Below are 12,378 nucleotides of genomic sequence, written 5' to 3'. Positions count from 1 at the left end.
ATAACGTCAACGCGTCACGCGATCGCGCCCGCCCTGTTTGGACCTGCCAAGAGCTTGGCTGGCCCGCGACAGCATCTGGTCGAAGCCCTTGTCCTCGCCGGCCATCGCGGCAACTCCGGCGCTGGCCGAGATGGCGATGGGAGCGGCAAGCCCCTCAAGATCGAGCCGGGCCTCTTTAATCGAAACGCGAATGCGCTCGGCCGCCTGAAAGGCCTTTTCGCCGTCCGTTTCCGGCAGCAGCACGGCGTATTCCTCGCCGCCCGTACGACCCAGATGATCAATTTCGCGCAAGCCGCTTTTGCAGATCAACGCCACGGCTTGCAGTACCTTGTCGCCCGCCAGATGGCCGTGCAGTTCGTTGACGCCCTTGAAACCATCGATGTCCAGCAGCACGAGGGAAAGTGCGTGGCCATAGCGTTTGGCGCGGGCGAATTCACGCTCGGCGACGTCGATGAAATGTCGCCGGTTGGCGACCCCGGTCAGAGGATCGGTCGTGGCGCTGCGGCGCAGCTCGTCTTCCATTTCCTTGCGGCTGGTGATGTCGTCGACGCTGACCAGCAAAACGGCTTCGCCCTTGAACTCGGTGCTGGCCGCCGACATGGACGCCCAAAACCAACTGCCGTCCGAACGTTTCAGCCGCGCCTCGACGTTGTGAAGCCGCCCGCCTTCCGCCTTCAGCATGTCCTTCATTTTCTCGCGGCTGGCGGGATCGACCCAATAGTCGGATGCCGGATGCCCCAGCACGCTGGAATCCTTGGGAACGCGAAACAGGTCCTGGGCCAGGCGGTTGACGTACAGAACCGTGTCGTCGGCGACCTTGGTCAAGACCAGCGGCACCGGCGCCGTTTCCACGATCAGCCGCAGCTTTTCCTCGCTTTCTTGCAGCCTAGCCATAATCAGGCGATGTTCGGTTACGTCGCTATAGCCCAGCACCAGAACTGTTTCGCCGCGATAAGAAAGCGTTATCGCCGACACCAGCATCGAGCGAACGTCACCGTCGGCAAGCTTCATCGCCACCTCGGCGCCGACAACTTTGCCGTGGCGGCGTAATTGTTCGACGAAACGCGCCCGATCCTCGGGATTGGCATAGAACTGCCGAACGTCCAACCCTTCGCCACTTCCCGTCACCTTGAACAGATCGCGGCAACGCTGATTGGCGTAGACAACTTTCCCTTCGGCCAGCCGGGTCAAAGCCAGCGGCACTGGTGCTGCGTCCAGAATGTTCTTAAGCCCTTCTTCGCTTTCCGCTAGGGCCGCCAGCGCCGTTTGGCGCTCGAGGATGGCGCGGCGGAACAGATCGAGCGCTTGCGAGACTTCGGCGAATTCCTGGCCCAGCCGCACATCGACAGAAGCGGCTTTATCGTCGCCCCTGGCTAGGCCGCGCATGGCGCCGGCCAATCTGCCAAAGGAATTGAGCAGGCTTTGCGTAATGGCCAGGCTGGCGGCCAGGGCCGTCATGACGCCGACGATGGTCAGAAGGATGGCGGCGGGCAGCGCCGCCTCGGCTTCGAGACGGGCGCTGGTCGACGTCTCCGCCAAAGCCATATGATGCGCCTGATCGTTCTTCTTAAGTCTGGCAGCCAACAACCCGTGCAGATGCTCGATCTCATCGTAATAAACCGGTGACGACTGGCTGTGGCTGAGTTGCTCAAGCAGCTTGGCGTAATTTTTTATCAATTCGCGGTCGGTTTGCGCGTTGTCGGACATGCCGCCCGCAGGGGCGTTGAACCCTTCGGCCAGCGTCAAGAGACGCTCGGACTCGTGGATCAGCTTGGCGCGGATATCGGGCGGCGGGCCGTTTTGTCCGTCCTGCCGCTCGCTGGCCTGAAAAAGCCTGAAAGCCACCTCGGCTTCGTGAATCAGGACGATGGCCTCGATATTCGCCCGCATATCGATTTGAATTTTGTCGATCTTGCGCACGTCGTTGCGCAGATCAAGGCTGGCCACGATCTGTCCGCCGGCAATGGCAATCAAAACCAGCAGCACCAACACTGGCGCCAGGATGACCTTGCCAAACAAAAATCCGTGCTTCATGCGTTGAAACCGGCCTTCCCATCCACTGCGCGCGACACCCGGCGACCTTTCAGGCCGCAAGGGAACGCCTTTACGACATTTAAGTGTGCAACCGGCCTATTTCGCGCCCTCTTAATGGATTTGACAAGTAAGGATTTTGCCAAGGACAATTCAACCTGAAGCGGACGAGGCGAAAAATGAAAATGTTCTGCAGACCATATCTGCTTTTGGCGCTTGTCTGCGCCGTTCTGGGCATATCTTGTCCAACGAGTGCCCAGACAGGAGCGGCGCTGGACAGAGTGCTGGAGCGCAGCCTAGCCGCCTATGGCGGCCAAGCCAGGCTTTCGGCGCTGACGTCGCTGCGCCTGTTGGGCCGGATCAGCGCCAAGGGTCAAGCAGGCCAGGGACGGGTCGAGCGATTGTTCCAGGCACCTGACCGGCTAAGCAGCGTCATTTCTTATGGGGGGGGGGCTAGCGAGCGGCGCGTCCTGATTCGCGACAAGGCATGGCGCAACGGCCAAGCCGCCAGCGTGCCTGAACATTTGGCCATGAGCCTGCAGATGGCGCGCCTGCGCCTGCCTTTGCTGTTGCTGGAAAACAGGAGCAGCTTGACCGATCTGGGCGAGCGCGAACAGAGCGGGCGGCGCTATCACGCCGTTGCCCTTGCGATCGCCGAAGGGGTGACGCTGACGGTGATGATTGATTCCGCCAGCGGGCTGATCTTGCAAACAGCGGGCAAGCTGGCCCTGGCCGACGGCACGAACACCGACTTCACCACGCTGTACAGCGATTATCGCAGCATCAGCGGCCTTGCCGTCGCCATGCGCGAGGATCATTACAGCCAGGGAAGCCAGAGCGGCACGACCATCCTGGAACAGGCCGACGTCAATCAGCCGTTGCCAAGCAACGCCTTCAAACCCTGACTGCTGGCGGGTCTCAGACCTTGATGTCGAGCGACTGGCCGCGATAGGACGGCGGCGGCGGCGGGCTGGACTGCGCCGCTTGCACCTGAGATGCTGCTTGCTTGTTCGCATCGCCTCCCTGGCCGCGTTCTGCGGCGTCCTGCGGAACCGTACGATTTTGAATGACGGCGGGATTGATCTGGCTTGAGGCCGATCCGTTCAGGCTGTCGATGGCCATGAGCAGCTCCTTTCTGGTGTGTCCACACGGCTATTGGACGGATTCTAACCTGAATCCATTCCCAAGCGCAAGCCGCCCCGAGTCGGGTTAACGAAATTTAAAGTGCTGATCTTGGGAAAAGTGGGGCGAGCGATCGGATTCGAACCGACGACATCCAAGACCACAACCTGGCGCTCTAACCAACTGAGCTACGCCCGCCACCGTGGGGGCGATTGTTTATCCCCAAGCCCCTCTCCCGTCAAGGATTGATCCCATCTTTCTCAATCCAGCCGCCGCCCAGCACCCGGCTGCCCAGATAGACGACGCAAGCCTGGCCTGGGGCGACCCCTTCTTCGGGTTCGTCCAAAACCACTCGGGCGGCCGCATTTGGCCCGCGCGACAGGGTTCCTTGCACCGGCAGGCGGGTGGAACGGATGCGAAAGGCCGCCTGTAGACTGGCCTCGGCCCGCTCGGTCGCCAGCCAGTAAAGATCGCGCAGGATGATGTTGCGCCGCCCCAGCGAGCCTTTTGGGCCGACCACCAGCCGCCCAGTCCCGGCATCCAGCGCCAACACATACAGCGGCGGGCCGCCGCCCAGGCCCAGGCCCCGGCGCTGGCCCACCGTGTAATGGGCCAGCCCCTTATGTCGGCCAAGAACGCAGCCTTGCTCATCCACGATTTCGCCCGGCGTCAGCGACTGCGGCTGATAACGACCCACCAGCTCCGCATAGCCGTTTTCGGCAACGAAACAGATATCCTGGCTATCGGGCTTGGAAGCCACCGGCAGGCCAAGACGCGCCGCATAGGCCCGCACCTCCGACTTGCTGATGGCCCCCAGGGGAAAGCGCAGCCGGTCAAGGTTTTGGGGCGACAGGGCGAACAGAAAATAGCTTTGATCGCGGGTTGGGTCCGCCCCCATATGCAGTTCCGGCCCATGCGCCCCCTTTAGCCGCCTTGCGTAATGGCCGGTCGCCAGCGCCTGGGCGCCCAACTCGCTGGCCGTTTGCAGCAAATGGCGGAATTTGAGGCTGCGATTGCATTCGATGCAGGGGCTGGGCGTTTCGCCCATGGCATAGGCCGCCGCAAAGGGGCGCACCACCTCGTCCTCGAACTCTTGTTCGAAATCAAGCACATGATGGGGAATTTTCAGAAAATCCGCCACCCGCTTGGCGTCTCGCATATCCGGGCCGCCACAGCAGCCGCTGGCGGACGGAAGCAGCCCGCCCAAAAGGCGCATGGTGACGCCCACGACATCCAGCCCACTTTCCTTCAGCAGGGCCGCCGTCACCGAGGAATCGACCCCGCCCGACATGGCCACCGCCACGCGGGTCCCCTTGGGGAGATCTATCAAAGCCGGGTCGAACAGAGCGGATATCCTTTCCGAAAAGCGACGCATCTTAGGTTAGGAAATTTGTTATCGGACGATATTTTTCTATTGACCTGGGAGGTCGTCAATCTATATACCGTCCAGCCGGTACAGTCTCATGGATAGCCCAATGCCGCCCATCGTCCGACCTTCCAACCGCGACAAAATCCTGGAAGCCGCCATGAATCTGGTGCGTGACCAGGGCGTGGGCAAGCTCACCTTGGATGCGGCGGCCAAAATGGCGGGCGTCAGCAAGGGCGGCGTTCTCTATCACTATCCTTCGAAGAATGCTCTGGTCCGGGCCATGGTTGCCCGCGTCATCGAGCAGTGGGAAACCTTGCACGCATCCCATCTGGAAAACGAACCGCTTGGCCCCAATCGCTGGATGCGGGCCGCCGTGCACGCCTTTTTCGACACCGACAGCCCTTGTTGCAAAGACCCCTTGGGTTCGGCGCTGCTGGCCGGACTGGCGCACGATCCGGATCTGATCGATCCCTTGCGGGCCAAGTATCGCGAATGGATGGAACAATCGATGAAAGAATCTCCCAACCCGTCCTTGATGGGCGTCATCGGCCTGATGGGCGACGGGTTGGTGCTGCATCAGCTGATCGGCCTTGACGTGCTGGACGCCGACGCGCGCGCCTCGATCAAGCAAGCGGCCCTCGACCTTCTAAAACAGAAAGACCAATGACATGAGACGTCGCACCAAAATGATCATCATGCTGGGGGCCAGCGCCTTGGTGCTGGGCGGCACGCTGGGCTTCGCCCAATTTCGCGATCAGATGATCAAGCAATATTTCGCCACCATGCCCAAGCCGGTGATTCCCGTCTCGGTCGACATGGCGCACGAGGACGCCTGGACGCAGGAATTAAAGGCCGTCGGCACTTTGAAAGCCGTCAACGGCGTCGATGTCACGGTGGGCACGGCGGGGCTGGTCAAGGAAATCTTGTTCCAATCCGGCGATCAGGTCACCAAGGGCCAGGTGCTGGTGCGCCTCGACACCGATGTCGAGCGGGCCGATCTGGCAAGTGCGAGCGCCGAACGGTCACTGGCGGCCACGCAGGAAGCGCGCTCGCGCACGCTGGCCCAGGCCGGGCATGTGGCGCAATCGGCGCTCGACAAAAGCCAAGCCGAATTGAAGGTCAAGGACGCCAAGATGGCTCAACTGGCCGCCTTGATCGCCAGGAAGACGGTGACAGCTCCCTTCGCGGGCGTGCTGGGCGTGCGCAAGATCGATGTGGGACAATATTTGCAGCCCGGCCAATCCGTCGCCACGCTGCAAGACCTGTCGGTGCTGCGTCTTGAAATTCCCGTCTCACAAAAGGATCTGGCCGGACTTGAGCAAGGGCTGCGCGTCGAGGTCGAGGTGGATGCTTGGGCAGGGCGCGTCTTTGAAGGCGTCATCAGCGCCATCGACCCCGAAGTGGACGTCTCGTCGGGCATGGTCGCCATGGAAGCGCGCATTCCCAATCCGGACGGCGCCCTCAAACCCGGCATGTTCGCGCAGGTGCGCATCGGAAGACAGGACATCAAGTCCGTGCTGGTCGTGCCGGTCACCGCCGTGACCTACAGCCTGTCGGGCGATTCCGTCTTTGTGGTCGAGCCAAGCGTCGATGGCGACAAAGCCGTGATGGCGGCCAAGCGCGTGCCGATCAAGGTAGGCGAAAGGCGCGACGGCTGGGCCGCCGTGACCGGCGACCTGAAACCCGGCGACAAGGTCGTGACCTCGGGCCAGTTGAAGCTGGAAAGCGGCACGCTGGTCTCCATCACCGAGGGCAGTCCTTTCGCGCCTGCCCCCCAGCCCGCCCAGGCGAACGCGGCCAAGCCATGAATGTGTTTTCCATCTTCATCCGCAGGCCCGTGCTGGCCAGCGTGATCAGCCTGCTCATTCTGGTGCTGGGCTTGCGCGCCCTGTTCATGCTGCCGGTGCGCCAATATCCCGAGATGAGCAATACGGTGATCACCGTCACCACCACTTATCCCGGCGCCGACGCCGATTTGATGCAGGGTTTCGTCACCGACCCGGTTCAAAAGGCGGTGGCCACCTCGAAGGGCATCGATTATCTCACCTCGTCTTCCGCGCTGGGCGTCAGCGAAGTCAAGGTCTTCGTGCGCCTGAACGACGATCCCGGCGAAGCCATGACCGAGGTGATGAGCAAGGTCAACGAAGTGCGCTCGGTGCTGCCGCGCGGCATCAACGATCCCGTGATCAAGAAGACGACCGGCGAAGCCTTCGCCGCCATGTATCTGGCCTTCTCGTCGGACAAGCATTCGCCCCAGCAGATCACCGATTACGTCAGCCGCACCGCGCAACCCAAGCTGGCCACGGTGCCTGGCGTCGCCAATCCCGAAATCCTGGGCGGCCAGAAATTCTCGATGCGCGTCTGGCTGGACCCGCAACGTCTGGCCCAATACGAGATCAGCCCGGCCGAGGTGAAGGCGGCGCTGTCTAGCAACAATTTCCTGTCGGCTGCCGGAAGCTCGAAGGGCGGCTTCGACATGATCGGCACGCAGGCCAAGACCGACCTTAAAAATCCCGAGGAATTTCGCGATCTGGTGATCCGCGGCGAAGGGGCCAAGCTGGTGCGCCTTGGCGACGTGGCCAATGTCGAACTGGGACCTGAATATGAAGACGCCTCGGTCTATGTGAATGGCAAGAAGGCGGTATTCATCGGCATCAATTTGCAGCCGGGATCGAACCCGCTGGACGCCATTTCAGGCGTGCGCGAGGTTTTGCCCAGCATCGCCAAGGAACTGCCGGAAGGCATGGGTCTTGAGATCGCCTATGACAGCACCGTCTTCATCCGCTCGGCGATCTGGGAAGTGGTGAAAACGCTGATCGAGGCAACGTTGATCGTGATCGGCGTCATCTTCTTGTTCATGGGGTCGGTGCGCGCCGTAATGATCCCTGTGGTCACCGTTCCCTTGTCGCTGATCGGCGCCGCCCTTTTCATGCTGTCGATGGGCTATTCGATCAATCTGTTGACCCTGCTGGCCATGGTGCTGGCCATCGGTCTGGTGGTCGATGACGCCATCGTGGTGGTCGAGAATGTGCATCGCCACATCGAGGAAGGACTAAGCCCCTTCGAAGCCGCCTTGAAGGGGACAAGAGAGATTTCAGGCCCCGTCATCGCCATGACCCTGACCCTGGCCGCCGTTTACGCGCCTATCGCCTTCATGGGCGGGTTGACCGGCGCGCTTTTCAAGGAATTCGCCTTCACGCTGGCGGGCAGTGTGATCGTTTCCGGCGTCGTGGCCTTGACGCTTTCGCCCATGATGTGCTCGAAAATTCTGGCTCACGAAACCAACGCCCAGGGCTTGGCGGCGCGCATCGACGCCCTGTTCGCTCGCGTGCAGGCTCTTTATGGACGCCTGCTTGCCGGATCGATGAAGGACAGGCCGGTCACCGTCATTTTCGCCATGCTGATTCTTATCAGCCTATGGCCGCTTTACCAAGCCGTGCCGACCGAACTGGCGCCGGAAGAGGACAAGGGCGCCGTGATGGTGGCCTATCAGGGTCCGCCCAGCGCCAACCTGGACTATATGGAAACCTTCAGCAAGCAACTGGACAAGGTGCTGGCCTCGCCCGAGGAGGCAGGCAGCGTCTTTACCATCAACGGCTTTCCGACGCGCGCGGGCGGTTTCGCCGCCACCATCTTGAAGCCCTGGGACGAGCGCAAACGGGGCCAGAAGGAATTGGTGCCGGTGATCCAGGCGGGCATCGACGGCATTTCAGGCATCCAAGGATCGGCTTTCGGCTTGCCCCCGCTTCCGGGATCGGACGGGTTGCCAGTCCAGTTCGTGATCACCTCGACCGCCAATTGGCGCGTTTTGTCGGAAGTGTCGCAAGGCCTGCTGGGCAAGGCCCGTCAAAGCGGCATGTTCGCCTATGTCGATCTGGACTTGAAGGTGCAAAGCCCGCAAACCGTGGTCGAAATCGATCGCGACAAGGCGGGCGCCTACGGCGTCACCATGCAGGCGATCGGCGAGGCTTTCGCCACCATGACCGGCGGCAACTATGTCAACCTGATCAACATGGACGGGCGCAGCTATCAGGTGATACCGCAAGTGTCGCGCGACTTTAGAACCGACCCGCAGGCGCAGGGCCGCATCCATGTGAAAACGGCGGGCGGAGCGGCCATCCCGCTGTCCAGCTTGGTGAAACTGTCGCATGAAGTGCGCCCGGTGGCCTTGTCGCAGTTCAACCAATTGAATTCCGTGACGCTGCAAGCCTTCCCCATGCCGGGCGTTTCGCTGGGCACGGCGCTGGCCTTCCTGGGCCAAGCCGCCAACGAGGTTCTGCCCAAAGGGATGAGCGTCGATTATGCCGGGCAGTCGCGTCAATATTATCAGGAAGGCAACGCGTTGATGTTCACCTTCTTCTTTGCGCTGATCGTGATCTTCCTGGTGTTGGCCGCTCAGTTCGAAAGTTTCCGCGATCCTTTGGTGATTCTGGTCAGCGTTCCCCTGTCGATCTGCGGGGCCTTGATTCCCCTGGCTCTCGGCGTCACCAGCATGAACATCTACACGCAGGTAGGTCTGGTCACGCTGATCGGACTGATCAGCAAGCACGGCATTCTGATCTGCGAAGTGGCCAAGGAAAAACAGCAAGCGGGGATGAGCCGCATCGAGGCCGTTCAGGCGGCGGCGCAGTTGCGCCTGCGCCCCATTCTGATGACCACGGCGGCGATGGTGGTGGGATTGACGCCCCTGCTGATCGCCAGCGGCGCGGGAGCGGCCAGCCGACTGTCTATCGCCATCGTCATCGTGGCGGGCATGAGCATCGGCACCTTGTTCACGCTGTTCGTGCTGCCGGTGGTCTATAGTTTTGTGGCTGCCGAACGCCAAACTATCTCAGAGCATTAGAAATAAGATAGGCCCCGATCTCGGCCGGTTTGGCCTTTTTGATCTTGGTGGGCCTGCCTTCCAGCGCTTCCTTGACCAGAATGCTGTTCTCGACATTGGCGATCTTGATCTTGAAAATGCCGACGGCGCCGCGAATGCCCGGATATATCTTGGGATCGACCAGCTTTTCCTTGCGGGCCAAGCGTTCGATCAAGGCCGCTTCGTCGGGCAGGTCTTCCGGGCTTTCGCTTTTCAAAAGCACCCAATCGTCGCGCCCGCACAGTTTATCGCCATTCAGGGCGGCGGCGATCTCTTCGGCTTCGCCCTCGAACACGCCCAGCTTGTAAAGATGCTGGGTCAGCCCGACATCGCCCCCCCATTCGCAAAGACTTTTGCTTTTCGCGACATAGACACACGCCATGGCTTGCCTCCCTCCATGCTTCTCATGATATATCATGGATCATCATGAGCGACGACATCCTTGCCCGCGTCCTGTACCGCGACACCAGCTTCATCGTGCTGAACAAGCCAGCCGGTCTGCCCGTTCATCCGGGACCCGGGGGCGGCGTTTGCATCGAGCACTTCTTCCCCCTGCTGACCTTCGGCCTGCCCAGGCCGCCAGCACTGGCGCACCGGCTTGACCGCGACACGTCGGGTTGCCTGATCCTGGGCAGGCACAGGAAGACGCTGGCCAAACTGGGCAAGCTGTTCCAGCAGGGCCGAATCGGCAAAACCTATTGGGCCATCGTGCAGGGTGCGCCGCCCGCAGACTCCGGCACCGTCGACGCCCCGCTGGCCAAGCAAACGCCCAAACAGGGCTGGAAGATGGTGGTCGACGAAAAGCACGGCCAACAGGCCGTGTCCGATTGGCGCCTGCTGGGCAAGGGCGAGATTGAAGGCGTTGGTCCGATCAGCTGGATCGAATTCAAGCCTCGCACCGGGCGCACGCACCAAATCCGCATCCATGCCCAGCATCTGGGCTGCCCGGTTCTGGGCGATCCGATTTACGGGCTTGTCCCCAAGCCGTCGCTGCCCTTGCATCTGCATGCCAGAAAGGTGGTGATTCCCTTCAAGTCGGAAGCGCCGCCGGTGGAAGTGGAAGCGCCCGCCCCCGATCATATGCAAGCAGCGCTTAGGGCCTGCGGCTGGGAAGGCTGACCCAATCTTCGATCAGGCCCGCCAGCCGGGCGGGCGTTTCCAGCATCGGATAATGCCCGGCTTCCAGTATCTCGACGAAATCGAGATTGGGATACCATTTGGAAAAGCGCTTTTTCTGCGCCGCCATGCCGTAAAAGGGCAGATCATGCTTGCCCGCGATCAGGCGCACCGGCATGTCTTGGCCTTTCACAAGACCCGAAATGTCCGAGCCGGTGAACATCTCAAGATAGCCCTTCTGCGCAGCCCTGGTTCCCGCCTGACGGGCGATGGCCGATTTCCTGGCGATCCATCCTTCGCCCAAACGATTGCCCGTGCGCGCATGGATGGCGTCGCGCAACGCCTTGTCGTTTGTCAGAACCTTTTGCATGCGCGCCAGCGCCGCCTTGTCGGCAGCAAAGCCGCTGGCGGGAACGGGGCAAACCAGAGACAGCGAGGCGATGCGTCGGGGTGCTGCGACGGCCACCGCCTGCGCCACCAATCCGCCCATGGAATGGCCGACCAGATGGAACCGGCCCGCCTTTAGATGATCGGCCAGGGCCAGCACGTCGCTGGCGGCTTCGTCCAGGCTGAAATCGCCCTTGATGCGGCGCGACCAACCATAGCCGCGCAGATCGGCCAGCACCCAACGCGCCTTGTCCTTGGACAGATAGGGCAGGACGGGCAGCCAGTTGTCGTGATGACCCAGCCATTCATGCAAGAAGATCGCCGTCTTGCGCCCGGAACCGAAAACACGGTGGCCGAGCGGGGCCATCATGCGTCGTTGCCACTGCCCAGGCGGCTGGCCAGCGAGGCCGCCATGAAGCGATCCAGATCGCCATCCAGCACGCCCGCCGTGTCGCTGGTCTCGACGTTGGTGCGCAGGTCCTTGACCATCTGGTAGGGCTGCAACACATAGGAGCGGATTTGGTGCCCCCAGCCGATGTCGCTTTTGGCGTCGGCCTCGGCTTGCGCCGCCGCTTCGCGCTTTTGCAGTTCCTGCTCGTAGATGCGGGCGCGCAGCATGTCCCAGGCCATGGCCCGGTTGCGGTGCTGCGAGCGATCGACCTGACAACTGACCACGATGCCGGTCGGCATATGGGTGATGCGGATCGCGGAATCGGTTTTGTTGACGTGCTGGCCGCCCGCGCCCGAGGCGCGGTAGGTGTCGATGCGGCAATCCTTTTCCTGAATATCGACCTCGATCGTGTCGTCGATGACGGGATAGACCCAGATCGAGGAAAAGCTGGTGTGCCGCCTTGCATTGGAATCGAAGGGGCTGATGCGCACCAAACGGTGAACGCCCGATTCCGTCTTCAGCCAGCCATAGGCATTGGGACCCGATATCTGAATGGTCGCCGATTTCAAGCCCGCTTCCTCGCCCTGGCTTTCCTCGATCCATTCCGCTTTGTAGCCGTGCTTCTCGGCCCAGCGCGTATACATGCGGGCCAGGATTTCCGCCCAGTCCTGAGCCTCGGTGCCGCCCGCTCCGGCATGGACTTCCAGATAGCAGTCGTTGCCGTCGGCCTCGCCGGACAGCAGGGCTTCCAGCTCCTTCTGGCGGGCCATCTCGGCCAAAGCGGCCAATTGCGCCTCGGCATCGGCCACCATGGCCGAATCGTTCTCGGCTTCGGCCAGTTCGATCATGCCCAACTGATCGGCCAGATCGCGTTCGATGGACAGGCAGGCGTTGATCGAGGTTTCAAGGCGCGTGCGCTCGCGCAGGATTTTCTGCGCCTTGGCGGGATTGTTCCAAAGTTCGGGATTTTCGGCGGAAGCGTTCAGCTCTTCCAGACGGCGAACGGCCTGATCCCAGTCAAAGATGCCTCCTCAGCAGCGCCATCGACTGCTGGATCTTTTGGGCCAAGGCCTCGGTTTCGGCTTTCATTTCCTGTCTTCC

The 12,378-nt window shown here is 61.6% G+C and carries 11 protein-coding genes and 1 tRNA gene; 5 read left to right on the top strand and 7 right to left on the bottom strand.

What is annotated here, in order from left to right; translation table 11 throughout:
- Window positions 1–6: 6 nt before the first annotated feature.
- Window positions 7–2,034, bottom strand: coding sequence for a diguanylate cyclase (locus HQL44_15530; protein MBF0269995.1), 2,028 nt, complete (start codon window positions 2,032–2,034; stop codon window positions 7–9).
- Window positions 2,035–2,216: 182 nt separating this feature from the next.
- On the opposite strand from HQL44_15530, the gene HQL44_15525 reads away from it, so the two are divergent.
- Window positions 2,217–2,936, top strand: coding sequence for a hypothetical protein (locus tag HQL44_15525; protein MBF0269994.1), 720 nt, complete (start codon window positions 2,217–2,219; stop codon window positions 2,934–2,936).
- Window positions 2,937–2,949: 13 nt separating this feature from the next.
- Here HQL44_15525 and HQL44_15520 read toward each other — a convergent pair whose 3' ends face one another.
- From HQL44_15520 to mnmA, 3 genes are all read right to left on the bottom strand, one after another.
- Complete coding sequence (locus HQL44_15520) at window positions 2,950–3,153, bottom strand: hypothetical protein (protein MBF0269993.1); 204 nt, start codon at window positions 3,151–3,153, stop codon at window positions 2,950–2,952.
- 121 nt (window positions 3,154–3,274) lie between these two features.
- A tRNA-His gene (locus HQL44_15515) sits at window positions 3,275–3,351 on the bottom strand.
- A gap of 40 nt (window positions 3,352–3,391) precedes the next feature.
- Window positions 3,392–4,528, bottom strand: a complete 1,137-nt coding sequence (gene mnmA, locus HQL44_15510) for a tRNA 2-thiouridine(34) synthase MnmA (protein ID MBF0269992.1) — start codon at window positions 4,526–4,528, stop codon at window positions 3,392–3,394.
- A 100-nt stretch (window positions 4,529–4,628) separates the two neighbouring features.
- Between mnmA and HQL44_15505 the strand changes: the two genes are divergently transcribed.
- Genes HQL44_15505 through HQL44_15495 form a run of 3 tightly spaced genes read left to right on the top strand, consistent with a single transcriptional unit; the run spans window position 4,629 to window position 9,365 of the window.
- Entirely contained in the window at window positions 4,629–5,189 is a 561-nt protein-coding gene (locus HQL44_15505) for a TetR/AcrR family transcriptional regulator (GenBank protein ID MBF0269991.1), read from the top strand.
- 28 nt (window positions 5,190–5,217) lie between these two features.
- Window positions 5,218–6,330 (top strand): efflux RND transporter periplasmic adaptor subunit, encoded by a 1,113-nt coding sequence (locus HQL44_15500; GenBank protein MBF0269990.1) that lies wholly within the window; start codon window positions 5,218–5,220, stop codon window positions 6,328–6,330.
- Entirely contained in the window at window positions 6,327–9,365 is a 3,039-nt protein-coding gene (locus HQL44_15495) for an efflux RND transporter permease subunit (GenBank protein ID MBF0269989.1), read from the top strand. The genes HQL44_15500 and HQL44_15495 overlap by 4 nt, the downstream gene beginning before the upstream one ends.
- Here HQL44_15495 and HQL44_15490 read toward each other — a convergent pair.
- Window positions 9,349–9,765 carry a hypothetical protein gene (locus HQL44_15490; protein ID MBF0269988.1) on the bottom strand — a complete coding sequence of 139 codons (417 nt, stop codon included), beginning with the start codon at window positions 9,763–9,765 and terminating at the stop codon, window positions 9,349–9,351. The two genes, HQL44_15495 and HQL44_15490, sit on opposite strands and share 17 nt — an antisense overlap.
- Before the next feature lie 44 nt (window positions 9,766–9,809).
- Between HQL44_15490 and HQL44_15485 the strand changes: the two genes are divergently transcribed.
- On the top strand, window positions 9,810–10,502 hold the full coding sequence (locus HQL44_15485; protein MBF0269987.1) for an RNA pseudouridine synthase: 693 nt from the start codon (window positions 9,810–9,812) through the stop codon (window positions 10,500–10,502).
- Here HQL44_15485 and HQL44_15480 read toward each other — a convergent pair.
- Together HQL44_15480 and prfB are read right to left on the bottom strand one after the other, a co-directional pair.
- Complete coding sequence (locus HQL44_15480) at window positions 10,477–11,256, bottom strand: alpha/beta hydrolase (GenBank protein MBF0269986.1); 780 nt, start codon at window positions 11,254–11,256, stop codon at window positions 10,477–10,479. The genes HQL44_15485 and HQL44_15480 overlap by 26 nt on opposite strands.
- Window positions 11,253–12,366, bottom strand: a protein-coding gene (gene prfB / locus HQL44_15475) for a peptide chain release factor 2 (GenBank protein MBF0269985.1) whose coding sequence is annotated in 2 segments (ribosomal slippage) — window positions 11,253–12,296 and window positions 12,298–12,366 — 1,113 coding nt in all. Because the reading frame shifts where the segments join, the coding sequence is not laid out codon by codon here. Before prfB ends, HQL44_15480 begins: the two co-directional genes overlap by 4 nt.
- Window positions 12,367–12,378 lie beyond the last annotated feature (12 nt).

This window comes from Alphaproteobacteria bacterium (genome assembly GCA_015231795.1).
Taxonomy (GTDB): domain Bacteria; phylum Pseudomonadota; class Alphaproteobacteria; order Rhodospirillales; family WMHbin7; genus WMHbin7.
Note: the sequence above shows the minus strand (reverse complement) of the source record. Positions and strands in the feature narration are given on the sequence as shown.